Annotated in this window: 25 protein-coding genes; 10 read left to right on the top strand and 15 right to left on the bottom strand. The window is 64.3% G+C overall.

Annotation, left to right across the window (positions count from 1 at the left end):
* The 3 genes from GNZ13_RS24030 (at window position 1) to GNZ13_RS24020 (ending at window position 3,668) form a co-directional block, all read left to right on the top strand.
* Window positions 1-585, top strand: coding sequence for an LOG family protein (locus GNZ13_RS24030; protein WP_172168764.1), 585 nt, complete (start codon window positions 1-3; stop codon window positions 583-585).
* A gap of 84 nt (window positions 586-669) precedes the next feature.
* A complete protein-coding gene (locus tag GNZ13_RS24025) occupies window positions 670-1,416 on the top strand; it encodes an SDR family oxidoreductase (RefSeq protein ID WP_172168761.1) in 747 nt (248 codons plus the stop codon).
* 260 nt (window positions 1,417-1,676) lie between these two features.
* Window positions 1,677-3,668, top strand: a complete 1,992-nt coding sequence (locus tag GNZ13_RS24020; protein ID WP_172168758.1) for an ArnT family glycosyltransferase — start codon at window positions 1,677-1,679, stop codon at window positions 3,666-3,668.
* A 50-nt stretch (window positions 3,669-3,718) separates the two neighbouring features.
* Here GNZ13_RS24020 and GNZ13_RS24015 read toward each other — a convergent pair whose 3' ends face one another.
* From GNZ13_RS24015 to GNZ13_RS23950, 15 genes are all read right to left on the bottom strand, one after another.
* The gene (locus GNZ13_RS24015; protein ID WP_172168755.1) at window positions 3,719-4,333 is read right to left on the bottom strand and encodes a DUF924 family protein; all 615 of its coding nucleotides are present in this window, start codon (window positions 4,331-4,333) and stop codon (window positions 3,719-3,721) included.
* Entirely contained in the window at window positions 4,326-4,739 is a 414-nt protein-coding gene (locus GNZ13_RS24010; protein WP_172168752.1) for a group II truncated hemoglobin, read from the bottom strand. Before GNZ13_RS24010 ends, GNZ13_RS24015 begins: the two co-directional genes overlap by 8 nt.
* A 29-nt stretch (window positions 4,740-4,768) precedes the next feature.
* On the bottom strand, window positions 4,769-7,351 hold the full coding sequence (locus GNZ13_RS24005) for an ABC transporter permease (protein WP_407945659.1): 2,583 nt from the start codon (window positions 7,349-7,351) through the stop codon (window positions 4,769-4,771).
* Window positions 7,348-7,959, bottom strand: coding sequence for a DUF4126 domain-containing protein (locus GNZ13_RS24000; RefSeq protein WP_169489237.1), 612 nt, complete (start codon window positions 7,957-7,959; stop codon window positions 7,348-7,350). The genes GNZ13_RS24005 and GNZ13_RS24000 overlap by 4 nt, the downstream gene beginning before the upstream one ends.
* 271 nt (window positions 7,960-8,230) lie before the next feature.
* Window positions 8,231-8,551, bottom strand: coding sequence for a quaternary ammonium compound efflux SMR transporter SugE (gene sugE, locus GNZ13_RS23995; protein WP_172168749.1), 321 nt, complete (start codon window positions 8,549-8,551; stop codon window positions 8,231-8,233).
* Window positions 8,552-8,640: 89 nt separating this feature from the next.
* The gene (gene kdpE / locus GNZ13_RS23990; RefSeq protein ID WP_172168746.1) at window positions 8,641-9,339 is read right to left on the bottom strand and encodes a two-component system response regulator KdpE; all 699 of its coding nucleotides are present in this window, start codon (window positions 9,337-9,339) and stop codon (window positions 8,641-8,643) included.
* Entirely contained in the window at window positions 9,332-12,166 is a 2,835-nt protein-coding gene (locus GNZ13_RS23985; RefSeq protein ID WP_172168743.1) for a DUF4118 domain-containing protein, read from the bottom strand. The genes kdpE and GNZ13_RS23985 overlap by 8 nt, the downstream gene beginning before the upstream one ends.
* Window positions 12,167-12,336: 170 nt before the next feature.
* Window positions 12,337-12,915, bottom strand: coding sequence for a potassium-transporting ATPase subunit KdpC (kdpC, locus tag GNZ13_RS23980; RefSeq protein ID WP_172168864.1), 579 nt, complete (start codon window positions 12,913-12,915; stop codon window positions 12,337-12,339).
* Window positions 12,916-12,966: 51 nt separating this feature from the next.
* On the bottom strand, window positions 12,967-15,051 hold the full coding sequence (gene kdpB, locus GNZ13_RS23975) for a potassium-transporting ATPase subunit KdpB (RefSeq protein WP_172168740.1): 2,085 nt from the start codon (window positions 15,049-15,051) through the stop codon (window positions 12,967-12,969).
* A 30-nt stretch (window positions 15,052-15,081) separates the two neighbouring features.
* Window positions 15,082-16,887, bottom strand: a complete 1,806-nt coding sequence (kdpA, locus tag GNZ13_RS23970) for a potassium-transporting ATPase subunit KdpA (protein WP_172168737.1) — start codon at window positions 16,885-16,887, stop codon at window positions 15,082-15,084.
* Window positions 16,884-16,976, bottom strand: a complete 93-nt coding sequence (gene kdpF, locus GNZ13_RS23965) for a K(+)-transporting ATPase subunit F (RefSeq protein ID WP_063495262.1) — start codon at window positions 16,974-16,976, stop codon at window positions 16,884-16,886. The genes kdpA and kdpF overlap by 4 nt, the downstream gene beginning before the upstream one ends.
* Window positions 16,973-17,086, bottom strand: coding sequence for a hypothetical protein (locus GNZ13_RS52645; RefSeq protein ID WP_063495261.1), 114 nt, complete (start codon window positions 17,084-17,086; stop codon window positions 16,973-16,975). Before GNZ13_RS52645 ends, kdpF begins: the two co-directional genes overlap by 4 nt.
* A 329-nt stretch (window positions 17,087-17,415) precedes the next feature.
* Window positions 17,416-18,390 carry a quinone oxidoreductase family protein gene (locus GNZ13_RS23960; RefSeq protein ID WP_172168861.1) on the bottom strand — a complete coding sequence of 325 codons (975 nt, stop codon included), beginning with the start codon at window positions 18,388-18,390 and terminating at the stop codon, window positions 17,416-17,418.
* Between the two features lie 53 nt (window positions 18,391-18,443).
* A complete protein-coding gene (locus GNZ13_RS23955; protein ID WP_172168734.1) occupies window positions 18,444-18,833 on the bottom strand; it encodes a methylglyoxal synthase in 390 nt (129 codons plus the stop codon).
* Window positions 18,834-18,908: 75 nt separating this feature from the next.
* The gene (locus GNZ13_RS23950) at window positions 18,909-19,691 is read right to left on the bottom strand and encodes an SDR family oxidoreductase (RefSeq protein ID WP_172168731.1); all 783 of its coding nucleotides are present in this window, start codon (window positions 19,689-19,691) and stop codon (window positions 18,909-18,911) included.
* Between the two features lie 235 nt (window positions 19,692-19,926).
* Between GNZ13_RS23950 and upp the strand changes: the two genes are divergently transcribed.
* The 7 genes from upp (at window position 19,927) to rlmH (ending at window position 26,225) form a co-directional block, all read left to right on the top strand.
* The gene (gene upp / locus GNZ13_RS23945) at window positions 19,927-20,577 is read left to right on the top strand and encodes a uracil phosphoribosyltransferase (RefSeq protein WP_172168728.1); all 651 of its coding nucleotides are present in this window, start codon (window positions 19,927-19,929) and stop codon (window positions 20,575-20,577) included.
* Window positions 20,578-21,017: 440 nt separating this feature from the next.
* Complete coding sequence (locus GNZ13_RS23940; protein WP_172168725.1) at window positions 21,018-21,746, top strand: YebC/PmpR family DNA-binding transcriptional regulator; 729 nt, start codon at window positions 21,018-21,020, stop codon at window positions 21,744-21,746.
* A 251-nt stretch (window positions 21,747-21,997) separates the two neighbouring features.
* Window positions 21,998-23,296: a phosphoribosylamine--glycine ligase gene (gene purD, locus GNZ13_RS23935; protein ID WP_172168723.1), complete on the top strand. Its 1,299-nt coding sequence runs from the start codon at window positions 21,998-22,000 to the stop codon at window positions 23,294-23,296.
* A 229-nt stretch (window positions 23,297-23,525) separates the two neighbouring features.
* Entirely contained in the window at window positions 23,526-24,449 is a 924-nt protein-coding gene (gene hemF / locus GNZ13_RS23930) for an oxygen-dependent coproporphyrinogen oxidase (protein WP_172168721.1), read from the top strand.
* Window positions 24,450-24,475: 26 nt separating this feature from the next.
* Window positions 24,476-25,228: a nicotinate-nucleotide adenylyltransferase gene (locus GNZ13_RS23925; RefSeq protein WP_172168719.1), complete on the top strand. Its 753-nt coding sequence runs from the start codon at window positions 24,476-24,478 to the stop codon at window positions 25,226-25,228.
* A gap of 4 nt (window positions 25,229-25,232) precedes the next feature.
* Window positions 25,233-25,691 (top strand): ribosome silencing factor, encoded by a 459-nt coding sequence (rsfS, locus tag GNZ13_RS23920; protein WP_172168717.1) that lies wholly within the window; start codon window positions 25,233-25,235, stop codon window positions 25,689-25,691.
* Window positions 25,692-25,754: 63 nt separating this feature from the next.
* Entirely contained in the window at window positions 25,755-26,225 is a 471-nt protein-coding gene (gene rlmH, locus GNZ13_RS23915) for a 23S rRNA (pseudouridine(1915)-N(3))-methyltransferase RlmH (protein ID WP_063495252.1), read from the top strand.
* The last annotated feature ends 116 nt before the right edge of the window (window positions 26,226-26,341 follow it).

The following is a 26,341-nucleotide window of genomic DNA, read 5'->3' as shown; positions in this document are numbered from 1 at the left end:
ATGAAGTCGGTGTGTGTGTATTGCGGCTCCTCCGACGGAGTCAGACCGTTGTACGCTGAAGCCGCGCGCGCCTTCGGCCGCGCGCTGGTGCAGGCCGATCTCGCGCTGGTCTATGGCGGCGGCAAGGTTGGCCTGATGGGCGTGATCGCCGATACGGTGATGGCCGAAGGCGGCCGCGCAATCGGCGTGATTCCCGAGTTGCTGGTCAACAAGGAAGTCGGCCATAACGGCTTGACCGAGTTGCATGTGGTGCCCGACATGCATCATCGCAAGAAAATGATGGCCGACCTGTCCGACGCGTTCGTCGCGATGCCAGGCGGTGCGGGCACGCTCGAAGAGCTGTTCGAGGTCTATACGTGGGCGCAACTCGGCTATCACCAGAAGCCGGTGGCACTGCTGAATATCGACGGCTTCTACGATCCGCTGATCGCGCTGCTCAAGCACACGGTAGACGAAGGCTTCATGCGGCAGACCTACTTCGACATCCTGCAAAGGGATCCCGATCCGGTCGCGCTGATCGACAAGCTGCAACGCTATAAGCCGCCTGCCAACGACAAATGGGTCATCAACCGCGACGCCGTTTGAGCGCCGCCTGCTGCGTTTCTTCGACCCTCTGAACAAACACCGGCCGCACGCTCCTGCTGCCCCCACCCGAACGATGAGGTTGCGATGACGAAAGCCGTTCTGATCACCGGTGGCAGCCGCGGCATTGGCCGCGCAACCGCGCGTTTGCTGGGTGCACGCGGCTGGTCGGTCGGCGTGAACTATGCGCAAAACCGCGCGGCCGCGCAGGAAACTGTCGCTGAAGTGGAACGCGCTGGTGGCCACGCGTTGCCGATTGCCGGCGACGTCGCCAGCGAAGCCGACGTGATCGCGATGTTCGACGCGCTCCAGCAGAAGTTCGGCCGGCTCGATGCGCTCGTCAACAATGCCGGGATCGTCGCGCCGTCGAGCCAGCTTGCAGATATGGACCTTGCGCGTCTGAAGCGCATGTTCGACGTGAATGTGCTCGGCGCGTACCTGTGCGCACGCGAAGCCGCGCGCCGCATGTCGACAACCCGTGGCGGTGCGGGGGGCGTGATCGTGAACATCTCGTCGGCGGCTGCGCGCTTGGGTTCGCCGAACGAATACGTCGACTATGCCGGCTCGAAAGGCGCCGTCGACACCATGACGATCGGCCTCGCCAAGGAACTCGGCCCGCAGGGCGTGCGCGTGAACGCGGTGCGTCCCGGCCTGATCGATACCGAAATCCACGCCAGCGGCGGCAAGCCTGAGCGCGCCGCCCAACTCGGCGCGACCACGCCGCTGGGCCGCCCCGGCAGCGCCAACGAGGTCGCCGAGTCGATCGTCTGGTTGTTAAGCGACGCCGCCTCGTACGTGACGGGCGCGCTGCTCGACGTCACGGGCGGACGCTGAATACCCCTCTTCTTTTCCCGCGGCCGGCGGTTTCAGGCGGCCGCCTTCTCCTTTCCCGACACCCGATGCCCCATTCCCGTCGATTTGAAGAAGAATCGGCGCATTCCGTTCGGCTGACCGCAATATTCCCCGCTTTTTCTGTAATCGACCGTAATAGACTGGGACTACAATCGCAACGTTCGCATGCAACCGCATGCGACGCACAGTCAGAACATAAGCCCGCTGCCTAAGTCGCCCCCGTAGGGCGACCAGAGATTCTCATGTACGAAAACCCATCCGCGCCCTGGCGCACGGGGAACGTCGCGGTTGCGACGCCAGCGCCGGCCGGCCCTGCCGACAGTGCGCCGGACACGCGCCCCGGCTCGGCACACGTTGCCGAATCGGGCGCCGCCTTGCCAGACGGCCACACTGCCGCAGCCGAAGCCTCGGCGCCCGCAAGGCCTGCCGCCCCTGCCGGTTCCTCGGAGCCCACCGCTCCCGCTACGCGTGGCGCCCGGCGCTTGCGCGCGCTCACGGCTGCCCGTCCACTGATGTGGCTGGTCGCGCTGGCCGTCCTGTGCGCGTGGCTCCTGCCCGGCACCTTGGGCCATGAGCCGTGGAAGCAGGACGAGACCTATACGTTCGGCATCATCCAGCACATGCTCGATACCGGCGATCTGGTCGTGCCGACCAACGCCGGCCAGCCCTTTGTGGAAAAGCCACCGATCTACGATTGGGTCGCCGCCGGCTTCGCCTGGATGTTCGGCCGCTATCTGCCTCTGCATGACGCTGCACGCCTCGCGAGCGCGCTCTTCGCCGGCCTGACCGTCTACTACACGGCACGCGTCGCCCGCCGCGCGGTGGCCGCGTCGAGCTGGTTCGATATCCGCGTGATCGGCACGCTGGCGTTGTTCGCGAGCACGCTCGTCGTCATCAAGCACGTGCACGACATGATGACCGACGTCGCGCTGATGGCCGGCGCCGCGCTCGGTTTCTGCGGACTGTTCGAACTGGTGCTGGTGCACCTGCGCGACCAAGCGCGCACGCTGCCGGTCGATGCACGCCATCGGCGCCACGCGATTCTGAGCGGCGCGGCGATGTTCGGCGCGGGCGTCGGCGTGTCGTTGCTGGCCAAGGGCCTGTTCGTGCCGCTCGTGTTCGGCGCGACCACCGTCGCAGTGCTGGTGCTGTATCCCGCCTGCCGTACTCGTAGCTTTGCAGCGGCGCTCGGCATCGCGGCGCTGGTCTGCGCGCCCTTCGCGCTGATCTGGCCGATCTGCTTCTATCTGCGCTCCGAAGCGCTCTTCAAAGTCTGGCTGTGGGACAACAACATCGGCCGCTTCCTCGGCTTTTCGGTGCCAGAACTCGGCTCTGAAAACGAAAGCCGTCTGTTCGTGCTGCGCACCGTGCTGAGCGTCGGCTTTCCGGTGGTGCCGCTAGCGTTAGCCGCGCTCGCCGGCGGCGGGTGGCGCCTCTGGCGCGACCCGCGCGTGGCTATGCCGGTGATTTTCGCGGGCACCGGTTTCGCCGTACTGCAAACGTCGGCAACGGTGCGCGAACTGTACATTCTGCCGTTCATCGCCCCGCTCGCATTGGTGGCGATGCAAGGCATCGAAACGCTGCCGCGGCGTCTGCACGCAAGCTGGGATATAGCGAGCCGCGTGCTGTTCGGCAGCACGGCCGCGCTCGCGTGGATCATCTGGTCGATCATGAGCGGTCCAGCCAACACACACGCGTCGCTGCACCTGCTCGGCCGCTGGTTGCCGCTCGACTGGGTGTTGCCGGTCAAGCCCGGACTGATCGCGGCCGCGCTGCTGATGACGCTCGGCTGGCTGTGGCTGCTGCCGGTCTTCAAGTACACCGGCAAATGGCGCGGCGCGCTGAGCTGGTGCGCCGGCGCGATTCTCGCGTGGGGACTGGTGAGTACGCTGCTGCTACCGTGGCTCGACTATGCGAAGAGTTACCGCTCCGTGTTCGAAAATCTCGGTGCCAGCATGAATATCGAATGGAACGATGGTGATTGCATGGCCAGCGCGGGGCTCGGCGAATCCGAAGCGCCGATGCTGTACTACTACACCGGCATCGAGCATCAACCGACCGCGAACACCGCGACGACCGCATGCACGTGGCTGATTGAACAGAGCCGCCGCGACAATGCACGTGCGCCGGCAGGCGATTGGCGGCTGTTCTGGTCAGGCGCGCGCCCGGGCGACACCGACGAGTTGTTGCGGGTGTTCGTGCGGACTCCGGCCAGGCCCGCGCAAGGCGAGTAGTGCGTGGCACCGGGCGGTCTCTGTCCGGTGCTTGCGCATTTACCTCGCGCCTAGAACGACGAGCCGGGTCCTTTCAGGAAAGCCGTTTCTTCATCCGTCGAAGGCCGCCCGAGCAGCGCATTGCGATGTGGAAAGCGTCCGAAACGCTCGATGATTCTGGCGTGCCTGACCGCGGATGAGTAGTAGGACGCGCCACCCGGCTCGGCCTTCAGCTGTTTGAACAGGCGCAACGATTCGTGCTGGCTGGCGAGCGTTTCGTCGTGTTCGAACGGTAAATACGCGAACGCGCGGTGATGCACGGTCGGAAATAAGCGATCGGCGCCGCTTGCGATCGTCTGTTGCGCGATGCGCAGCGCTTGATAATCGGCAGCGAAAGCGCGCGGTGTATTGCGGTGGCAATTGCGGGACAACTGATCCAGCACGATGACCAGCGCTAACGCGCCGAGCGGTGTCGCCGTCCAGCTGTCGAGGGACCCTTCGCGCGCCGCGTCGATTAGTGCCCCGAAGCGTTCCAGCAGCATCGCATCGAAGGCCTTGTCGCGGGAGAACCAGAGCTTGCGGGCCTGGCCGAAGGCGGGTGAATTCGGGGCGCCGAACCAGCAGTCCAGGACTGCGCGCGCCTCTGCCGCTTCCGGCCCCTCTGCCCCCCCTGCTCCATCATCCATTGCGGTTACGCATCCAGTCCGCGGTCTCGAAGAACGACGCCAGCAACCGCTCCCTCAACTGCTCGGAAAGCCCAACGTCCTCCATCGCCCACGCCATGCAGCGAAGCCACTGATCCCGCTCGCTGGACGCAATCGGAAACGGCATGTGCCTCGCCCTCAACCTGGGATGGCCGAACCGGCTGATGTAATGATCGGGCCCACCCATCCACCCGCACAAGAACCAGAAAAACTTGTCGCGCGAGCCATCGAGCGACTCCGGATGCAACGCCCGGATCCCGGCGAATTCCGTTTCGAGATCCATCAAGTCATAAAACCGGTCGACCAGTTCACGCACACGCGTTTCACCGCCCACCAGTTCGAAGGCCGTCGGCTGTGCGGCGGACACCTCATCGTTAAGATCGCTCATACCCAATCACAAAAACCAAAAGAGAATAATCACGCGTCCCGCAGCGATTGCAACGCGGGCCGCGCCAGCACATGCCTCAAGCTGAGCCAGCCGCCCACGCCCGCGCAGGCGATTCCGGCTGCAATACCCGCAGGCAACAGCCACGGATCGAAGGCCAGATAAAACTCGAACACGCGCGTCGCCAGCACCCACCCGATCACTTGCGCGCCGATCGCCGCCATCAAACCCGCCAGCGCCCCCACCGCCACAAACTCGGCGATATGCACCGCCCGCACCTGGCGATGCGACGCACCCAGCGCGCGCAGCAGCGCGGATTCTCGCATACGCTCATCACGCGTGCCGGCAAGCGCCGCGTAGAGCACCAGCACGCCGGCCGCGAGCGTGAACGCGAACAGAAACTGCACCGCGCCGATCACCTGCTGCAAGACACGCTGCACCTGCGCCAGAATCGGACCGGTGTCGATTGCCGTGAGGTTCGGATAGGCGGCGATCAGCCCGTCGATGGTCGACTGTTTTTCTTGCGGCAAATGAAAACTGGTAATGAATGTCGCCGGGAAATCCTGCAAGGAGGCCGGCGGCATCAGCACGAAAAAGTTGACCTTGAACGAACCCCAGTCGAGCTTGCGAACACTCGTTACCGGTGCATCGACCTGCAATCCCGTCACGTCGAAGCGCAGCATGTCACCGGGCTTCACCTTGATCAGCTTCGCGAGCCCCTCTTCGATCGAAATCTGCGGCGTCTTCGTGTCGCCGTACCATGTGCCGGCAGAGAGACGGTTGTCGTCGGGCAGCTCGGTCGTGTACGACAGATTGAATTCGCGGTCGACGAGACGCCTGGCATCGTCGCCCTTGAACGAATCCGGATTGACCGGCTTGCCGTTGATCGCAATCAGCCGGCCACGCACCATCGGCGAGAGCACGGTGCCGGGCACGCCGTGCGTACTCAGATATTGCGTTACGACTTCGCGCTGGTCGGGCTGGATGTCGATCACGAATTCGTTCGGCGCATCGGGCGGCGTCGATTTGCGCCAGCCGGCCACGAGGTCGTTACGCGTCATCGCGATCAGCAACAGGCACATCAGACCTATGCCGAGGGCGGTGATCTGCAACGCGCTCGCGCCGCTACGCCGCTCCAACGACGCCAGCGCGTAACGCCAGCCCATTCCCGCATTCACGCGCTCGCTGCGCACGACACGCGACGCACCCCACAACGCCAGCCGCGCGATGCACGCGAACACCAGCAGCCCGCCGGCAAAGCCGCCCGCGACGATGCCGCCGAGCTTCAACTCGCCCGCTGCGACGATCAGGAGTGCGGCGAACAGCACGATGCCGAGCGCATAGGCGGCCCACGCGGTGCGCCCCTCTTCGCCCCATTCGCGACGCAGCACGCGCACCGGCGGCACACGCGTCAGCGGCAACAGCGGCGGCAACGCGAAGCCGAGCAACAGCACGAGACCGGCCGCGATACCTTCGAGCGCCGGCCAGACGGTTGGGTACGGCAATGCGACGTCGATCAGACTGCCGAGCCACGTCAGCAACGCCAGATGCCCCAGGTAACCGAGCGCGACGCCGAGCGCGCCGCCGATCAAACCCAGCCCTATGAATTCAAGCGTGAACAGCGTGCGTAGTGTGGCCTGACTGACGCCAAGACAGCGCATCGCCGCGCAGCCATCCAGATGCCGGCGCATATACCGATGCGCGGCCATCGCGATCGCCACCGCCGCGAGCAACGCGGTGAGCAGCGAGACGAGCGTGAGGAAGTGACCCGCGCGGTCGAGCGTCTGACGCACCTGCGGCTGGCCGTCCTGCAACGATTCGAGCGCGACGCCGCGCATCTTGCCGCCGTCCACCTTGTCATGCGCGAATTGCGCGAAGCGCGCAACCGTTGCATCCGGGCCCGCCACCAGCAACCGGTAAGTCACGCGGCTGCCGAAGGTGATGAGGCCGGTCGATTGGACATCGTCGGCACGCAGCATCAACCGCGGCGAAAAATTGACGAACGAGAAGCCACGGTCGAGTTCACGGGTGATGACCGCGCCGATTGTGAAACTGCGAGACCCGACCTTCACGGCGTCGCCGACATGCAGCTTCAATGCGTCGAGCAGTGCCTGATCGACCCATGCCGCACCCGGCGCCGGAATCGATTGTGTGGGATGGTCCGCCGCACCCGGCGCCGAAGCGATCCGCAACGCGCCGCGCAACGGATAACCCGGCGACACCGCCTTGATGGCGGCCAGCCGCGAGACCGGCTGCGCGCCGGCCGAATTGACCATGCTGGGAAAGATCGCCGTGCTGGCGGTATTCAGACCGAGCGCGCTCGCCTGCTGCGCGAACTGCGAATCGACAGGATGATCGGCGCGTACGATGAAATCGGCGGCGATCATGCGCCGCGCGTCACGCTCGAGCCCCTGATGCAAGCGGTCAGCCAGAAAGCCGACACTCGACAACGCCGCGACGGCCAGCACCAGCGCCAGCAGCAGCATCGTCAGTTCGCCCGCGCGCCAGTCGCGCGCCGTCATGCGAATGGACTGGCGCAGCACATCCGCGCCGCCCAGCCGACGGGTTGGCCGTGAGGCCGCCCGCGCCGTAACGCCCCTTACCGTATCGCTCAATCGTGCCGACTCCTGGCAAACCGCGACACCATGTGCGTCGCCATCCCGCGAAAACCGCCCTGCACCCCGCGCCACAGCCGCGGCAACGCCCAGCCGGCCAGCATCAGGAAGCCCACCATCAATACCAGGAACAGAACCGGCACGAACAGCGCGAGCAGCATGCCGCCGAACACGAGACCGTCTTCGGCGGTCGAGGTCACGACATTCGACACCGGTTCCGGCGACAGATTGATCAGCGCGCGTGTACCCGCTTTAGCCAGATGCGCGGTTCCCGCCAGCGTGCCGCCCGCGAGTGCCGCCACCGTCAGCAGCGCGGGATCGGCATGACCGAGCGCGCCGGCCGCCAGTACCGCGCCAGCGGGAATGCGGATAAAGGTATGAACCGCGTCCCATAAGGAATCGAATGCGGGGATTTTGTCGGCGAGAAATTCGGTGACCGTCAGCACGCCGGCGACGCCGATTACCCACGGCGAGGACAGAGCGGACAGCGTATCGGGGAGATGGATGAAGCCAAGACGTGCGAACACGCCGGCCAGCAGGACTGTCAGATAGAGGCGCAGACCGCTGCCCCATGAGAGGCCCGCAGCGAGCGAAAGTGATTCAAGCATGGCCGCCTCCAGGCGCGCTGTGCGTGCCGGGCGCTTCGACGGGCAAAGGAAAGGGAGCCGCCGCACCGAAGTCGTCAGACCCGCGCCAAGCCGGCCGCGCCAAATGGGCCGCGGACAATTTCAGGTTGGATTCAATCTCATTATAGCCACGTTAATTCGCAGAACGCAGAGCGGCGAACAAATGACGGGCTCTAATGGCGAGTGGTTAGCGGGTGATTGGCGCCCGGTTCGAGCGCACGCGGACACGATAATCTGACGGGACAACAAGGGCTCAATGCCCCGACGACAGCTTCAACCCGATCAGTCCAATCACGATCAGGGCCGCGCTCGCCACCCGCGCGGCCGTCAGGGCCTCGCCCATCATGATGATGCCGAAGATGAACGCGCCGACCGCGCCGATCCCCGTCCACACGGCGTAGGCCGTGCCGAGCGGCAACTGGCGCATCGCCATTGCGAGCAGGACAAAGCTGCCGAGCGCGGTCACGACCGTGAATACGGAGGGCCACAGCCGGGTGAAGCCTTCGGAGGTTTTGAGACCGGCCGCCCATGCGACTTCGAGCAAACCGGCAATCAGCAGAAGAATCCAGGACATGAGACAGCTCCATGGTCAGATGGGGCCGTCCCCGTTTGTAGCGGATGCGTAAGGTCGTCCTTACAGCCTGTAATTATACCAAAGTAGCGTCAAACCGCGCCGACCAGCCGGTACCCAACGCCCGTTTCCGTGACGATATGCTCCGGCTGCGCCGGGTCGCGCTCCAGTTTCCCGCGCAGATGCGCCATATAAATACGCAGATAGTGATGGCTCTCCACGTGCGACGGCCCCCACACGTCGCGCAACAATTGGCGGTGCGTCAGAACGCGGCCCGCGTGGCGCACCAGCGTCGCGAGCAGGCGATATTCGATCGGTGTGAGATGGACGGCGGCGCCGTCGCGGCTCACCTGACGCAAGGCCAGATCGACCGTCACCGCGCCGAAGCGCACCAGCGGCGATTCGTTCGCGCCGCCCTGATTGCGGCGCCGCATATGCGCACGGATCCGCGCCAGCAGTTCGGAGACGCCGAACGGCTTGGTGAGGTAATCGTCCGCACCGGCATCGAGCGCGGCGACTTTCTCGGCTTCCTGGGTGCGCGCCGACAGCACGATGACCGGCAGCTCACTCCAGCCACGCAGCTCGCGAATCACGTCGAGACCGTCGGTGTCGGGCAGGCCGAGATCGACGATGACGAGATCGGGTTTGCGCGTCGCGGCTTCGACAAGACCTTGCTTGCCGGTCTCGGCGTCGTGCACGACGATGCCCTCGCCTTCCAGCGCGGTTCGCACGAAGCGGCGAATCTGCTTTTCGTCTTCAATCAGGACGACAGTGATGCTCGGGTCACTCATGGCTAGGCTTGGAAAGCGGGTTAAGAGTTGAATCGAGGTCCGGCAAGGCGTCGGCGCCTTCGTCTTCCAGCGCATCCGGTGCTTCGGGCGGCGTTTCCACCGGCAGCGTGAACCAGAAGCGCGCGCCTTCGACGCGGCCGTCCGCGGACATCCGATTGAGCGCGCCGATTGTACCGCCGTGCGCTTCCACGATCGCGCGGCAGATCGCGAGGCCGAGGCCGATGCCCGGCTTGGCCGACTCTTTCTCGCCGCGCGTGAATTTCTCGAACACGCGCGCTTCCATGCCGGCTGGCAGACCCGGTCCGTTATCGTCGACCGCGACGCGTACGAACGACTTGCCGTCCGAGTCAAGACGTTGCGCACCGATCGTCAACGGCGTATCCGGCGGGGTGTATTTGGCCGCGTTCTCGAACAGGTTCGAAAAGAGCCGCTCCATCAGCACGGCATCGAGGTGCAGCAGCGGCAAATCCGCGGGCAGCTTCACCTGCACCGGGTGATTCGCCAGCACGCGTTTGCACGCCCCCAGCGCGGCGCCCACCGTTTCTTCGAGAAGCGTCCACTGCTGGTTCAGCTGCAGGCTGCCTGCCTGCAAGCGCGCCATGTCGAGCAGATTGGTGACGATGCCGGTCATGCGCAGCGCCTCTTCATGAATCGCTTCGACGAGATCGTCGCCGGGTTGCGCACCGGGGTGCGCCTCACGCGATTGCGCCAGCATCGACGAGAAGCCGACGATCGTCGTCAGCGGCGTACGCAAGTCGTGCGAAATCGCCGACAGCAGCGAATTGCGCAAGCGCTCCGATTCCATATTGACGAGCGCATCGCGCGCGATGTCGACGTAGTGCACGCGCTCCAGCGCCAGCGCGATTTGCGCGGCGAAGGCGTCGAGCATACGTTGCTGCTCGGGCACGTCCAGCTCGCGCTCGTCCCGCATCACGACCGCGAGCACGCCGCGCGTACGCATCGGCGCCTTCAGCGGCAGGTATAGCGCGGCGGCGGCCGGCAGCGTATCGGTGCCGTGTCCGGCCGGCTTCTGCTGATCGTAGACCCATTGGCCGACGTCGATATCGAGCGTCTCGCCTTCGAGCGTGATCGCCGCGTCAGGGTCTTCGATCTTCTGCTTCACCTGATCGACGCTGTCCGGCAACAGGATCGCGACGCGCGCGCCGAACACTTCGCTCACATGCCGGCTGCCGATGCCGACGATCTGCTCGGTGGTGAGCGCTGCCGCCAGTTCACGCGCCATTGCGTACATCGCGCCGGTGCGTTGCTCGCGTCGCCGCGCCACGCTCGCCTCACGGCGCAGGCTCGAGGTGAGATGGCTGATGACGAGCGACGTCAGCAGCATGCCGAAGAAGGTCAGCAGGTACTGCGTATCGGACACCGACAGCGACATGCGCGGTGGCACGAAGAAGAAATCGAATGCCGCCACGCTCATGAACGACAGCACGACGCCCGGCCCGCGCCCCAGCTTCACGGCGGTGAAGATCACGCCGAGCAGGTACAGCATGACGAGGTTGGTCAGATCGATATGGTCGATCAGCTGGCTCGACAGCAGCGTAATGGCCGCACAAATCGCCAGCGCGATGCCGTAGGCGCGCGGCGGCGAACGGCGTTCGCGCGCCGTGCTCAACGCCTCGCGCCACGCGTTGGCGGTGGTGTTCAGTAAGCGGCGATGTTCAGCGCCATCACGTTCCGACGACGCTCGAATCAGCGTGAGATCGAGATCGCCCGCGCGTTCGGCGATGCTCTCGCCGAGCGGCCGGCGCAGCCAGCGCCCGAGACCGGTGCGCGCCGAAGCGCCGGCCACCAGCTTCGAGACGTTGCGAGCCTGCGCATAACCGATCAGTGCGGCGACCGCATCGGTACCGGCGAGCGTTGCGGTTTCGGCACCGAGTTCGGCGGCGAGCTTCAAGGCGTTCAGCGTGCGTTCGCGGCGCGCGTCGGGCAAACGCTGCAGCGCGGGCGTTTCCACATAGACGGCGATCCAGTCCGCCTTCAGGCTGGCGGCGAGGCGCGCCGCCGCGCGCACCAGCATCGGCGCTTCCGGGCCAGGACCGACGCACACCAGCAAGCGCTCACGCGCCTGCCAGATCCGCTGGATCGAACGATCGGCGCGATACTCCCGCATCTGCGCATCGACACGGTCGGCGGTACGGCGCAGCGCCAGCTCGCGCAGCGCGATCAGGTTGCCCTTGCGAAAGAAGTTGCGCACCGCGCGCTCGGCCTGCTGCGGCAAATACACCTTGCCGTCGCGCATCCGGTCGAGCAGTTCCTCGGCGGGCAGGTCGACCAGCGTGACTTCGTCGGCGCGATCGAACACGCGGTCGGGCACCGTCTCCCAGACGCGGATGCCGGTAATCTGGCCGACCACGTCGTTCAGGCTTTCGAGGTGCTGGACATTGACCGTGGTGTAGACGTCGATGCCCGCGTCGAGCAGTTCGTAGACGTCCTGCCAGCGCTTCAGATGCCGTGCGCCCTGCACGTTCGAATGCGCGAGTTCGTCGACGAGAATCAGTTGCGGCTTGCGGGCGAGCGCGGCGTCGAGATCGAACTCGCCAAGCTTGCGGCCGCGATACTCGATAACCGCGAGCGGCAGCACGTCGAGGCCTTCGAGCAGCGCAGCGGTTTCGCCGCGGCCATGCGTTTCGGCAATGCCGACCACCACGTCCGCGCCTTCATCGGCACGGCGCCGCGCGGCCTGCAACATCGCATAGGTCTTGCCGACGCCCGCCGACGCACCGAAGAAAATCTTCAGTCTGCCTCGCTGACGCTTTTCTTCGTCGCGTTGCAGCTTGTCGAGCAATTCGTCAGGATCGGGTCGGTTCATGCTTTCTGTTTATGGGTCTGTTTGATGACAGCCTACGTGGGTCCACGGGGCTGCATCACGTACATGGTGGCACTGCAGCGACTTCACCGCAAATGGCGGCCACAAAACGCCGCGCCACAAAAGGCAAAGACGGCGCCGCACCGGGCGCCGTCCTTGTCCTCCCCACCCGCTTAGCCTTGATGCGCAGCGTCGAGTGCGAGATTCAACTGCAGCACGTTGACGCGTGCTTCACCGAGTACACCGAACTGGCGGCCGGTGGTGTAGCGGTCGACCAGCGCCTGCACGTCGTTCGGCGACATCTTGCGCGCCTTCGCGACACGGTCGATCTGGTAAGCCGCCGCAGCCGGGCTGATTTCCGGATCGAGGCCACTACCCGACGACGTCACGAGGTCGATCGGCACCGGCTTCGACATGTCGGTACCCGCCGCCTTCAACGCGTCGAGACGGCCTTTGACTTCATCCGACAACGCCGGGTTGGTCGGCCCGAGGTTCGAGCCACCCGAGTTCGTTGGGTCGTACGGTTTCGGGCTGTTGGCCGACAGACGGCCCCAGAAGTACTGCGGCGCATCGAACTGCTGGCCGATCAGCTTCGAGCCGACCACCTTGCCGTTCTGTTCGATCATGCTGCCGTTGACCTGATCGTGGAACGCGGTCTGGCCGATGGCGGTCATCACGGCCGGGTAAGCGAGGCCCGTGATCGCCGACAGCACGACAAAGATCACGATAAGCGGACGAAAAAGTTTCATGATTGGCAATCCTTTTAGACGTGTCCGGCAGCCAACGCCGCCGGACACAGCCTGTTAAACCCAGCCGAGCGCGGCCAGCACCATGTCGATCAGCTTGATGCCGATAAACGGCACGATGATCCCGCCAAGGCCATACACCAGCAGATTACGGCGCAGCAGGATCGAGGCACCGAGCGGCCGGTACTTCACGCCCTTCAGCGCCAGCGGAATCAGCAGCACGATGATCAGTGCGTTGAAGATCACCGCCGACATGATCGCCGAGGCCGGTGTGGCCAGATGCATCACGTTCAGCCTGTTCAGTGCCGGATAGGTGCTCGCAAACGCAGCCGGGATAATGGCGAAGTACTTGGAGACGTCGTTGGCAATCGAGAACGTTGTCAGCGAGCCGCGCGTCATCAGCATCTGCTTGCCGATTTCGACGATCTCGATCAGCTTGGTCGGGTTCGAATCGAGGTCGACCATGTTGCCGGCTTCCTTCGCCGCCTGCGTGCCGGTATTCATCGCCACTGCGACGTCGGCTTGCGCCAGCGCCGGAGCGTCGTTGGTACCGTCACCGGTCATCGCCACCAGCTTGCCTTCGGCCTGGTGCGCGCGGATCGTCGACAGCTTGGCTTCTGGCGTGGCTTCCGCGAGGAAGTCGTCAACGCCTGCTTCTGCGGCAATGGCGGCTGCCGTCAGGCGGTTGTCGCCCGTCACCATGATGGTCTTGATACCCATCTTGCGCAGTTCGGCGAAACGCTCCTTGATGCCGCCCTTGACGATGTCCTTCAGCTCGATCACGCCGAGCACGCGTGCGCCATGCTCGCCCTTCTCGGCCACCACCAGCGGCGTGCTGCCACGACGCGCCACTTCAGCCACGGCGTTGCTCACTTCCGTCGGATAACGGCCGCCGTTCGCTTCGACGTAGTTCTTGACGGCATCGGCTGCGCCCTTACGGATCTCGCGGCCCGGCAGGTCCACACCGCTCATCCGCGTTTGTGCGGTGAAGGCGAGGAAGACTGCATGCAACGACGCCATGTCGCGAGCACGGATGTTAAAGCGCTGCTTGGCGAGCACCACGATACTGCGGCCTTCCGGCGTTTCGTCCGCGAGCGACGAAAGTTGCGCAGCATCGGCGAGCGTTTCTTCGGTCACGCCCGGCGCCGGCACAAAGGTCGAAGCCTGACGGTTACCGAGCGTGATCGTGCCGGTCTTGTCGAGCAGCAGCACGTCGACGTCACCTGCAGCCTCCACAGCACGGCCTGACGTTGCAATCACGTTAGCTTGCATCATGCGGCTCATACCGGCCACACCAATGGCGGACAGCAGGCCACCGATCGTGGTCGGAATCAGACACACCAGCAGTGCCACGAGCGCAGTGATGCTCACCACATGGCCAGCCTTGACGGCTTCGACGGAGAACATCGAGAACGGCAGCAGCGTCGCGGTTGCGAGCAGCATCACGATCGTCAGCGCGACCAGCAGAATCGTCAGCGCGATTTCGTTCGGCGTCTTTTGACGCTTCGCGCCTTCGACCATCGCAATCATGCGGTCGAGGAAGGCTTCGCCCGGATTCGCCGTGACGCGCACGACGATCCAGTCCGACAGCACGCGCGTGCCGCCCGTCACCGACGTAAAGTCGCCGCCCGATTCGCGGATCACCGGTGCGGATTCGCCGGTAATCGCCGATTCGTCGACCGACGCGACACCGTCGATCACTTCGCCGTCGGCCGGAATCACGTCGCCGGTTTCGACCAGCACCACGTCGCCTTTACGCAGATCGGACGCCGTCAGAATGCGAATCGGCGACTTCGGATGCGGCTCGTTGAGCTTCTTGGCCATCACGTCTTTCTTCGCACTGCGCAGCGACGCGGCTTGGGCCTTGGAGCGGCCTTCAGCGAGCGCTTCTGCGAAGTTGGCGAACAGCACCGTGAACCACAGCCACAGCGTGACCGCGAGGATGAACCCCGCAGGCGCTTCGGCCTGGCCGCCCAGCGCGGCGATCCAGAGGATCGTCGTCAGGATGCTGCCGACGTACACGCAGAACATCACCGGGTTACGGAACTGCGTGCGTGGCGTGAGTTTCTTGAATGAGTCCACGATCGCCGGACGCACTAGCGCCGGATCGAACATGGACCGCGTTGCATTATGTTCAGTCATTGAATCCTCGTTTTTCTCGAATGGCCCGTATTAATGGCCGGCGATCATCATCAGATGTTCGACGCCGGGGCCGAGAGCGAGCGCAGGCACGTACGTCAGTGCGCCGACGAGCAGCACGGTGCCAAGCAGCAACACCACAAACAGCGGACCATGCGTAGGCAGCGTGCCACCGGTGACAGCCAGGCGTTTCTTCGCCGCCAGCGAGCCGGCAATCGCCAGCACCGGAATCAGCGAGCCGAAGCGGCCAAACCACATCGCAATCGCGGTCAACCAGTTGTAGAACGGCGTGCTCACCGTCAGGCCAGCAAACGCGCTACCGTTGTTGTTCGCAGCCGAGCTGAACGCGTAGAGAATTTCTGAGAAGCCGTGTGCACCGGGGTTGGCGATACCTGCCTTACCCGCATCGGTCAGCACCGCGATCGAGGTACCTACGAGCACCAGCAGCGGCGTGAGCAGCACGACGATCGACACCATCTTCATCTCATACGCTTCGATCTTCTTGCCGACGTATTCCGGCGTGCGGCCGATCATCAAGCCTGCGACGAACACCGCGAGCATGGCGAACACGAGCATCCCGTACATACCGGAGCCCACGCCGCCGAAGACCACTTCGCCCAACTGGATCAGCAGCATCGGGTAGAGGCCGCCGAGCGGGGTCAGCGAGTCGTGCGTGTTGTCGACTGCACCGCACGATGCCGCCGTCGTGGCGACCGTGAAGATGCCCGACTGCGCGATACCGAAGCGCGTTTCCTTGCCTTCCATGTTGCCGCCCGACTGCAACGCATTGGCGGACTGGTCGACGTTCAGCGAGGTCAGGGTCGGGTTGCCGGCCTGCTCCGCGCTGATTTCACCCACCACGCAAGCGGCGAAAGCAATCGTCATCACGGCGAGTACAGCAATACCCTGCTTGCGGTCCGCGATCATCCGGCCGAACACCAGGGCCAGCGCCGCCGGGATAATCAGCATGGAGAAGATCTGCAGGAAGTTGCTGAACGGCGTCGGGTTTTCGTACGGGTGTGCCGAGTTCGCGTTGAAGAAGCCGCCACCGTTGGTGCCGAGCATCTTGATCGCTTCCTGCGTCGCCACCGGGCCCATGGCGATGGTCTGCGTCGTCAGCTTGGTGTCGACCGTCACCGCATTGCCCTTCGCGTCCTTCACCGGGTTGCCTTGTGCATCGAGCTTCGGTGCCGCATAGGTCGTGGTCTGCAGAGTCGGCACGTCCTGATACGACTTGAAGTTCTGGATCACGCCCTGGCTCATCAGCAAACCAGCGACAATCACCGACATCGGCAGCAGCATGTATAGCGTCACACGCGTGATGTCGACCCAGAAGTTACCGATGGTCTTCGCCGTATGACGTGCGAAACCGCGGATCAGCGCGATCACCACGACGATGCCGGTGGCAGCGGACAGGAAGTTCTGCACCGTCAGGCCGAGCATCTGCGTCAGATAGCCGGCGGTCTGCTCAGGCGTGTAATCCTGCCAGTTGGTGTTGGTGACGAAGCTGACAGCCGTATTGAAGGCGCTGTCGACCGACATCGGACCGAAGGCTTGCGGGTTGCCCGGCAGCCAGCCTTGAACACGCAACAGGAGGTACAGGACCAGCACACCGAGCACGTTGAAGGCGACCGTGGCGATGGCGTAGTGCTTCCAGCTCATTTCCGTCGACGAGTCGACCCCGGCGATACGGTACAGCAAACGCTCGAGCGGACCGCCGAAGCGGACCACGCGAGAGGTGCCGTCCATCACGCGCGTCAGATAGCGGGCAACGGGCACTGCGGCCGCGAGCAGCACGACCAGAAAAATGACCATTTGCAGGACATTGTTGGAGTTCATTCAATGTCCTCCGCGCGCAGCAGCGCATAGACGAGGTAAGCGAACAGCAGCGCAGTAGCAGCGCCCGATAACCACAGAATCCAGGTCATGAGCGTGCTCCCTGGCCGCGCCGGAACTGCATCAACTTCTCGCAGCCGGCAATCAAAGCAAAGGTAAGCGCTGCGAATAGCACCATCCCCCCGACGTACAGCACATCCATTTTGTGTTCTCCAGTAGCGGACTTTGGATGGGTAGAACGTTATGCCGATCCGCGTAAAGGCCTGGTCAAAGATGGCAGGGGTGGTATAAAAAACACGTAAACGAAACAGGCCGCTCCGCTGGGTATGGAACGGCCTGAGGCCCATGGGGTCTGGCTTTGCGGGGAAAAGCAACGCTCGCGCGGGCTGTGGTGCAGCGCGGAATTTTTATGGCGTGGCTATTGCGCCTTGATGGCAGCATGCAGCGCGCCGGCGACTTGCCGAGCGCTGCTTGCCGGGTGCTGCCTGCTCCCGCGTGGCGATGTGGGCACGCGCCCAGGCATTGACGCGCTTACGGCAGCAGAATCGTCGAGCCCGTGGTACGGCGGCCTTCGAGATCGGCGTGAGCGCGGCCCACGTCCGCCAGCGCGTAGCGCTGATTGATGCTCGTCTTCACCTTGCCCGACTCCAGCACGTCGAACAGCTCCGAGGACATCGCCTCGTAATCGCTGCGTTTGGCGATATAGGTGAAGAGTGTGGGGCGCGTAAAGAACAGCGAACCCCGTCCGGCGAACTCCGACGAATCGATCGGCGGCAACGGTCCCGACGCATTGCCGAAGCTCACGAACAGGCCGAGCGGCGCGAGGCAATCGAGCGAACCCGTAAACGTGTCTTTACCGATCGAGTCGTACACGACCGGCACGCCTGCGCCATCGGTGATCTCGCGCACGCGCTTGGTGAAGTTCTCGCGCGTATAGACGATCGCGTGATCGCAGCCGTGCGCTTTGGCGATTTCGGCTTTCTCGTCCGAGCTGACCGTACCGATCACCGTTGCGCCGAGCGCCTTCGCCCACTGGCAAACCAGCAGGCCGACGCCACCGGCTGCGGCCTGGATCAGGATCGTATCGCCCGCTTTTACCGGATACGTGCGGCGCAACAGATATTGCGCGGTCAGCCCTTGCAGCATCACGGAAGCCGCCTGCTCGTCGCTCAACGCGTCCGGCACCTTGACGGCATGCGCCGCCGGCAACACACGCTCCTGGGAATAGGCGCCAGGAGGACGCGCTACGTAGGCCACACGATCGCCCACCTTGAGCGCGGTCACGCCCGCGCCGACCGCGGTGACTTCACCCGCCGCTTCCATCCCGAGGCCACCCGGCAACGGCTGCTGGTACAAGCCCGTGCGGAAATACACGTCGATATAGTTCAGCCCGACCGCGTTCTGTTTAATGCGGATCTCGCCCGCACACGGCTCGCCCACTTCGACGTCGACCCATTTCATCACCTCCGGGCCGCCGGTTTTATCGAATCGGATTGCTTTGACCATCATGTCTCCCTGGTTTGTGGTTTCGTTCGATCGTAAAGCACCACTGCGTTGGTCTAGACCAGCTGCGTGAGGCGCAAAGTCAGCACGTCGAGAATCATTCGCGCGGTCGAAATGTTGGTGGCGCACGGAATGTTGTGAACGTCGCAGGCACGCACCAGCGCGTTGATATCCGGTTCGTGCGGCTGCGGCGTCATCGGGTCGCGCAGAAAGATCACCATGTCTACCCGCCCTTCTGCGAGTTGCGCGCCAATCTGCAGGTCGCCGCCATGCGGGCCGGACAACATGCGCTCGACGGTGAGGCCATGCGCGTCACCAATGCGCGTGCCAGTCGTGCCGGTCGCGATGATGTTGCAACGCCTGAGCGTATCGACGTATTCGCCGGCCAGTTTGACGATGTCGTCTTTCTTGTGATCGTGGGCGATCAGCGCAATGCGGGTGGTCATGACGTAAGACTCCTGAAACCGTTGTGAATGTCGTTGTTGTAGTGATGGTGATGCCGGGCTTCAAAATGTGCCCGTTCAGAACGTACCCGGGTAAGCGCCGCCGTCGACCAGCCAGTTCTGGCCGGTGATGTAGCCGGCATGCACGCTGCACAGGAATGCACAGGCGCGGCCGAATTCATCGCGATTGCCGAAACGGCCGGCGGGGATCGTCTTCATGCGCTGCTTGCGCGCATCGTCGACGGAGATGTTTTGCGCCGTGGCTTGCGCCGTGAAGGTGGTGGCGATGCGGTCGGTGTCGAACAGCCCCGGCAGCAGGTTGTTGATCGTTACCCCCGTGGAGGCCACCTTGCTGCGCGCAAGTCCCGCGACGAAGCCGGTCAGCCCCGAGCGCGCACCGTTAGACAGGCCGAGCACGTCGATCGGCGCCTTGACCGCCGAGCTCGTGATGTTGACGATGCGGCCATAGCCGCGCTCGCTCATCCCGTCGATGGTCGCGCGAATCAGTTCGATCGGCGTGAGCATGTTGCTCTCCAGCGCGCGAATCCAGTCTTCGTGCGTGAAGTTGCGGAAGTCGCCCGGCGGCGGGCCGCCTGCGTTATTGACCAGAATGTCCGGCTGCGGACAGGCGGCGAGCGCTGCGGCGCGTCCTTCGGGCGTGGTGATGTCGCACGCCACGGTCTTCACTTCCACGCCGCTTTGCTTGCGAATCTCGGCGGCGGTCGCCTCCAGAGTCTCCGCGGTGCGCGCGACGATCGTCAGATTGACGCCTTCGGCTGCCAGCGCTTCCGCGCAGCCGCGTCCCAGTCCCTTGCTGGCCGCGCAAACCAGCGCGGTGCGTCCTGCGATTCCCATGTCCATGTGAGTATCCTCTTGGCGTAGCCGTAGCGCGGAGAGCCCCCGCGGTTGCCCAATCGTTGCAAAGTTTCCCCCGATTCTAGAAGAATCGGTGCCGGACTGCGCCGGGCCACTGCAATCTCCGGTATCTTCCGGCGCCACTCTTTCGGTAAACTTGCGCGGTGGCGCGTTCGCCAGCGGGTTTCAGGCCGCGCGGAGCGCCAAACCGATCCCTCTAGCCGCCGCTTGCGCCCCCGCCATGACTCAGGACAGCCGTTTTCCCAATCTTTTCATCCTCGATCACCCGCTGATCCAGCATAAGCTGTCGCATATGCGCGACCGGGACACCTCGACCCGCACGTTTCGCGAACTGCTGCGCGAAATCACGCTGCTGATGGGCTACGAGATCACCCGCAACCTGCCGATGACCACGCGCCGCATCACCACGCCGCTGGTGGAAATCGACGCACCGGTGATCGCCGGCAAGAAACTGGCGATCGTGCCGGTGCTGCGCGCCGGCATCGGCATGTCGGACGGCCTGCTGGAGCTGGTGCCGTCGGCGCGCGTGGGCCACATCGGTGTGTATCGCGCCGAGGATCATCGCCCGGTCGAGTATCTAGTGCGCCTGCCGGATCTGGAAGACCGCGTGTTCATTCTGTGCGATCCGATGGTCGCGACCGGCTACTCGGCCGTGCACGCCGTGGACGTGCTCAAGCGCCGCAACGTGGCCGGCGAGAACATCATGTTTCTCGCGCTGGTGGCCGCGCCGGAAGGCGTGCAGGTGTTCCAGAACGCCCATCCGGACGTCAAGCTGTACGTGGCATCACTCGATTCTCACCTGAATGAGCACGCGTACATCGTGCCGGGTCTCGGCGACGCCGGCGACCGCCTGTTCGGCACGAAAAACTGACAGCGGGCTGAAGAAAGCGGCGGCGGCGCGCGCAAAACGCCGCCGCCGCTTAATTTCCGAGCAGTTTCCGGCTACGCGCCCCTCTGCCGCGCCCCCGCGGCGTGATAAAATTCGAATCCGCTCAAAGAGCGGCTCGACTTGCACTGCCACCCGGTGCATCGTGCCTTTACGCCGGGTCTGCCGGGACCGGCGCGCTTGGGGCGCCACTGAGCCGCCCGCTGACCGCACTGCCCCGCCCCAACCGCGCCGCCGACCTTCGGTCCCGTTAGCCGGGCTTGGCCGGGCGCGATCAAGCTGAGGAAGGTCTGACACCGGGCGGTCTGGCGCCGAGCGGTTTGACATCGAGGCGCAAGGTCGCAATCAGCAGCGCCGCGCGCCCGACATCGCAACGACAATTGCACTATGCGTGCGCCCCACTGGCGCGCGCGATGGAGAAAAGTATGGCGGGTCATTCGAAATGGGCCAACATCAAGCATAAGAAAGCAGCGGCCGACGCCAAGCGCGGCAAGGTCTGGACGCGGCTCATCAAGGAAATTCAGGTGGCGGCCCGCATGGGCGGCGGTGACATCGACTCGAACCCGCGTCTGCGGCTCGCCGTCGAAAAGGCGTACGACGCCAACATGCCGAAAGATAACGTCAACCGCGCGATCCAACGCGGTGTAGGCGGTGTCGACGGCGCAAACTACGAAGAAATCCGCTACGAAGGCTATGGCATCGGCGGCGCGGCGGTGATCGTGGACACGATGACCGACAACCGCACCCGCACGGTGGCGGACGTGCGTCACGCGTTTTCGAAGAACGGCGGCAACATGGGCACGGACGGCTCGGTGTCGTTCATGTTCGATCACGTCGGCCAGTTCCTGTTCGCGCCCGGCACGCCGGAAGACAAGCTGATGGAAGCCGCGCTCGAAGCCGGCGCTGACGACGTCGTCACGAACGAAGACGGCAGTATCGAAGTGCTGTGCCCGCCGAACGATTTCCCGAAGGTGAAGGCCGCGCTTGAAGCCGCGGGCTTCAAGGCCGAAGTGGCCGAGGTGACGATGAAACCTCAGACAGAAGTCGAATTCACGGGCGAAGACGCGGTGAAAATGCAGAAGCTGCTTGACGCGCTGGAGAATTTGGACGACGTGCAGGAAGTCTATACAAACGCCGCGATCGCCGACGAATGAGCGTGTCCCGGCGGCGTCTCGCGCGTGGATCGGTATCGAACCACACGCCCGCGCCGCCGGTTGGCCCTCGCGTTGTTGCTGAACGGGCATTGGTCGGGCGCTGGTTTGGGCCCTTCCACACCGCCTCCACCCGGGTTCGCTATGTGACCTGCGCCGTTGTCTGGCTGCGGGCCCATTGCAAACCTCGCTGTTATTCCACGGCTGAGCGTGCTGCTTCAGCCGTTTATGGTTTTTAAGTCTCGGGGATTCACATGAAGTTACTCGTCGTCGGTTCCGGCGGTCGCGAACATGCGCTCGCATGGAAGCTCGCGCAATCGCCGCGGGTCCAACTCGTCTACGTTGCTCCCGGCAACGGCGGCACCGCCCAGGACGAGCGTCTGCGCAACATCGACATCACCGATCCGGCCGAACTCGCCGATTTCGTCGAAAAAGAGCAGATCGCCTTCACACTGGTCGGACCGGAAGGGCCGCTCGCCGCCGGTATCGTCAACCTGTTCCGCTCGCGCGGTCTGAAGATTTTCGGGCCGAGCAAGGAAGCCGCGCAGCTCGAAAGCTCGAAAGATTTTGCCAAGGCGTTCATGAAGCGCCATGCGATCCCGACCGCCGAATACGAAACCTTCGCCGACGTCGCCGCCGCGCACGCGTATCTGGACGCCAAGGGCGCGCCGATCGTGATCAAAGCCGACGGCCTCGCCGCCGGCAAGGGCGTCGTCGTTGCGCAAACGCTGGAAGAAGCGCACGCCGCCGTCGACATGATGCTGTCGGACAACAAGCTAGGCGATGCCGGCGCGCGCGTCGTGATCGAGGAATTCCTCGCCGGCGAAGAAGCCAGCTTCATCGTGATGGTAGACGGCAAGCATGTGCTGGCGCTCGCCTCGAGCCAGGACCACAAGCGTCTGCTCGACGCCGACCAGGGTCCGAACACCGGCGGCATGGGTGCTTACTCGCCCGCGCCGATCGTCACGCCGCAGCTGCATGCCCGCGTGATGCGCGAAATCATCCAGCCGACCGTGCGTGGCATGGAGAAAGAAGGTATCCGCTTCACCGGCTTTCTGTACGCCGGCCTGATGATCGACGCGCAAGGTAATCCGAAGACGCTCGAATTCAACTGCCGGATGGGCGACCCCGAGACGCAGCCGATCATGGCGCGTCTGAAGGGCGACTTTTCGAAGGTGGTCGAACAGGCAATCGCCGGCACGCTCGATACGGTCGAACTCGAATGGGATCGCCGTACCGCACTTGGTGTCGTACTCGCCGCGTACAACTATCCGGACACGCCGCGCAAGGGTGACCGGATCAGCGATATCCCGGCCGAAGCCGCGGACTCGGTCACTTTCCACGCCGGAACCACGCTGACGAACGGCAAGCTGACCACCTCGGGCGGCCGCGTGTTGTGTGTGGTCGGTCTAGCGGATTCGGTACGCAGCGCGCAATCGGTCGCGTACGAGACGATCAATCAGATCTCGTTCGACGGCATGCAATACCGCCGCGACATCGGCTACCGTGCATTGAACCGCAAGCACGACGTCAAGACCGAAGGCAAGCACTAAGCCCGCCCCACTCGCCCGCGTGCGGCGCCAACGGCGCTACACTGCGGGTTTTCGCGGCCGTTGCGGCGCCCACTGCACTTTGTGGGCGCTCCCGGTTGATCGGCATTTCACCCGGCGCGAATGACCGTAGCGCCGCGCCTTCGCAGGAACCCTCTGACGAAGGCACGGCCGCCGCCCTTCACGAAGAACCCGCGACACGACAAGCGTGCCGCCCTCAGCATCCGCATTCATGACCGATTCGAGCTATGACGCACAGGCCGTGCGCAGCTGGCTGCAAGGCCTGCAAACGCATATCGCGGACACGCTCAGCGCGTTCGACGGTAAGCCGTTCGCGACCGACGCATGGCAGCGCGCCCCCGGCGAAAAGCTGCGCGGCGGCGGCTGCACGCGGATTCTGGAAGGCGGCAACTTCTTCGAACGCGCCGGCATCGGCTTTTCGGACGTAGCAGGCGACGCATTGCCGGGTTCGGCGAGCGCGGCGCGCCCGCAACTGGCTGGCCGCGGTTTCGAGGCAATGGGCGTTTCGCTCGTGCTGCACCCGCACAATCCGCACTGCCCGACCGTGCATATGAACGTGCGCCTGCTGATCGCGACCAAGGCCGGCGAAGAGCCGGTGTTCTGGTTTGGCGGCGGCATGGATCTGACGCCGTACTACGGCTACGAGGAAGACGCGCAGCATTTTCATCGTGTCTGCCGCGATGCACTGCAGCCTTACGGCGCGGACCTCTACCCGAGTTTCAAGCGCTGGTGCGACGAGTACTTCTTCCTCAAGCACCGCAACGAACCGCGTGGCATCGGCGGGATTTTCTTCGACGATTTCTCGGCGCCGGGCTTCGATCAATCGTTCGCGATGCTGAAAAGCGTCGGCGAGGGATTCCTCAAAGCGTATATGCCGATCATCGAAAAGCGCCGCAACATTCCGTACGGCGAAGCCGAGCGGGACTTTCAGGCATACCGGCGCGGCCGCTACGTCGAGTTCAATCTGGTCTTCGACCGTGGCACACTGTTTGGGCTGCAGAGCGGCGGACGCACCGAATCGATTCTGATGTCGATGCCGCCTGTGGCGAACTGGCGCTACAACTGGCAGCCCGAACCGGGCACGCCGGAAGCGCGTCTTTACAGCGATTTTCTCGTGCCGCGCGAGTGGGTGTGAGGCTTTAAGCCCGCACCTCACACCACGTGACCACGACAAAGGATCTTCACCTGAAGCCGAACGCTCATCCTGTCGCCCTGCCTCGCCGGATCGGACTGCTCGGCGGCACTTTCGATCCGATCCACGACGGCCACCTCGCGCTCGCGCGGCGTTTCGCCGACGTGCTGCAACTGACTGAACTGGTGCTGCTGCCAGCCGGCCAGCCGTGGCAGAAATCGGATGTGTCGGCGGCCGTTCACCGGCTGGCGATGACGCGCGCCGCGGCAAGCGCGCTGGTGCTACCGGGCGTCACGGTGCGCGTCGCGACCGACGAAATCGATCGCAACGGCCCGACTTACACGATCGACACGCTGCAACGCTGGCGTGAACGCGAAGGTCAGGATGCGTCGATTGCGCTTCTGGTCGGCGCGGATCAACTGGTGCATCTCGACACATGGCGCGACTGGCGGCGCCTGTTCGACTTCGCCCACATCTGCGCGGCCACGCGCCCCGGTTTCGACCTTGCGTCGATTCCGCCCGTGGTCGCGAAAGAAATCGACGCGCGCCGTGCCCGCGCCGACGTTCTGCAAGCCACGCCCTGCGGCCACTTGCTGATCGATACGACGCTTGCGTTCAACGTCTCGGCCACCGACATTCGCGCCTATCTGCGCGAACAGGTGACCCAGCGGCTTGCCCTCGCGGGCGGCGAACCGCAAGACAAGAGCCAGGCCCGGGCCGCAAACCATGTCCCCACTGCGGTGTGGGACTATATTCTTCAACATCATCTGTACCACCGGTAACCCCATGGATATTCGCAAACTGCAACGCGTGATCGTCGACGCTCTCGAAGACGTCAAAGCGCAAGACATCAAGGTGTTCAACACCAGCCACCTGACCGCGCTGTTCGATCGCGTGATCGTCGCGAGCGGCACCTCGAACCGCCAGACCAAGGCACTCGCTTCGAGCGTGCGCGAGAGCGTCAAGGAAAACGGCGGCGACGTCATCAGCACCGAAGGCGAAGACATCGGCGAATGGGTGCTGGTCGATTGCGGCGACGCGATCGTGCACATCCTGCAACCGGCGCTGCGCCAGTACTACAACCTCGAAGAAATCTGGGGTGACAAGCCAGTGCGCATCAAGCTGTCGACGCCGAATCCGTTCGGTGGCGCCAGCGCGAGCGAGCCGCTCGACGACGAGGACGAAGAGGAAGAAGCGCCGGCTGCCAAAAAGCCTGCACGCAAGACGGCGGCGCGCCGCAAGTAAGCACCTGCGCCTCGCTGGCAAAACGCTTAAGCCTGCGACGCGTAGTCCGCGACTAAATCCGTGATGAAACTGCACATCCTCGCCGTCGGCCACAAGATGCCGGACTGGATCGCCACCGGCTTCGACGAATACGCGAAACGCATGCCGCCCGAGCTGCGCATCGAACTGCGCGAGATCAAGCCCGAGCAGCGTTCGTCGGGGCGGCCGGCCGAAAGCGTAATGGCGGCCGAGCGGCAGAAAATCGAAGCCGCGTTGCCGAAGAACGCGCGCATTGTCGCGCTCGATGAACGCGGCAAGGATTGGACCACGATGCAGCTCGCCGGCGCCCTGCCCGGCTGGCAGCAGGACGGCCGCGACGTGGCGTTTCTGATCGGCGGCGCCGACGGGCTCGATCCCGATCTGAAAGCACGCGCCGATATGCTGCTGCGTGTTTCCAGCCTGACGCTGCCGCACGCAATGGTGCGCGTGCTGCTCGCCGAACAGCTTTACCGCGCGTGGACCATCACGCAAAATCACCCCTATCACCGCGCGTGAGCGAACGAGGCTGCGGACAGATCGCGCGTTTTTGGTCTCGTTGCCTGCGCCGATTGGCGCGCTTGTAGATGCGCTTTTAGACGTGTTTATCGACACGCCTATCGACGCGTTTTTCG

Origin of the sequence: Paraburkholderia elongata, assembly GCF_013177735.1 — a bacterium.
Taxonomy (GTDB): domain Bacteria; phylum Pseudomonadota; class Gammaproteobacteria; order Burkholderiales; family Burkholderiaceae; genus Paraburkholderia; species Paraburkholderia elongata.
The sequence above is the reverse complement of the archived record's forward strand: the minus strand, read 5'-3'. Positions and strand labels throughout refer to the sequence as shown.

Coding starts and splice junctions, on each gene's coding strand:
- GNZ13_RS24010 (WP_172168752.1), bottom strand. CDS start 4,739: ATGAGCGATCTTAACGATGAGGTGTCCGCCGCACAGCCGACGGCCTTC.
- GNZ13_RS23960 (WP_172168861.1), bottom strand. CDS start 18,390: ATGGTCAAAGCAATCCGATTCGATAAAACCGGCGGCCCGGAGGTGATG.
- purD (WP_172168723.1), top strand. CDS start 21,998: ATGAAGTTACTCGTCGTCGGTTCCGGCGGTCGCGAACATGCGCTCGCA.
- kdpA (WP_172168737.1), bottom strand. CDS start 16,887: ATGAACTCCAACAATGTCCTGCAAATGGTCATTTTTCTGGTCGTGCTG.
- kdpB (WP_172168740.1), bottom strand. CDS start 15,051: ATGACTGAACATAATGCAACGCGGTCCATGTTCGATCCGGCGCTAGTG.
- GNZ13_RS24030 (WP_172168764.1), top strand. CDS start 1: ATGAAGTCGGTGTGTGTGTATTGCGGCTCCTCCGACGGAGTCAGACCG.
- GNZ13_RS24015 (WP_172168755.1), bottom strand. CDS start 4,333: ATGGATGATGGAGCAGGGGGGGCAGAGGGGCCGGAAGCGGCAGAGGCG.
- GNZ13_RS24025 (WP_172168761.1), top strand. CDS start 670: ATGACGAAAGCCGTTCTGATCACCGGTGGCAGCCGCGGCATTGGCCGC.
- GNZ13_RS23955 (WP_172168734.1), bottom strand. CDS start 18,833: ATGACCACCCGCATTGCGCTGATCGCCCACGATCACAAGAAAGACGAC.
- GNZ13_RS23985 (WP_172168743.1), bottom strand. CDS start 12,166: ATGAACCGACCCGATCCTGACGAATTGCTCGACAAGCTGCAACGCGAC.
- sugE (WP_172168749.1), bottom strand. CDS start 8,551: ATGTCCTGGATTCTTCTGCTGATTGCCGGTTTGCTCGAAGTCGCATGG.
- rsfS (WP_172168717.1), top strand. CDS start 25,233: ATGGATATTCGCAAACTGCAACGCGTGATCGTCGACGCTCTCGAAGAC.
- GNZ13_RS23950 (WP_172168731.1), bottom strand. CDS start 19,691: ATGGACATGGGAATCGCAGGACGCACCGCGCTGGTTTGCGCGGCCAGC.
- GNZ13_RS52645 (WP_063495261.1), bottom strand. CDS start 17,086: ATGGATGTGCTGTACGTCGGGGGGATGGTGCTATTCGCAGCGCTTACC.
- GNZ13_RS23940 (WP_172168725.1), top strand. CDS start 21,018: ATGGCGGGTCATTCGAAATGGGCCAACATCAAGCATAAGAAAGCAGCG.
- kdpE (WP_172168746.1), bottom strand. CDS start 9,339: ATGAGTGACCCGAGCATCACTGTCGTCCTGATTGAAGACGAAAAGCAG.
- GNZ13_RS24020 (WP_172168758.1), top strand. CDS start 1,677: ATGTACGAAAACCCATCCGCGCCCTGGCGCACGGGGAACGTCGCGGTT.
- upp (WP_172168728.1), top strand. CDS start 19,927: ATGACTCAGGACAGCCGTTTTCCCAATCTTTTCATCCTCGATCACCCG.
- GNZ13_RS24000 (WP_169489237.1), bottom strand. CDS start 7,959: ATGCTTGAATCACTTTCGCTCGCTGCGGGCCTCTCATGGGGCAGCGGT.
- rlmH (WP_063495252.1), top strand. CDS start 25,755: ATGAAACTGCACATCCTCGCCGTCGGCCACAAGATGCCGGACTGGATC.
- hemF (WP_172168721.1), top strand. CDS start 23,526: ATGACCGATTCGAGCTATGACGCACAGGCCGTGCGCAGCTGGCTGCAA.
- kdpF (WP_063495262.1), bottom strand. CDS start 16,976: ATGACCTGGATTCTGTGGTTATCGGGCGCTGCTACTGCGCTGCTGTTC.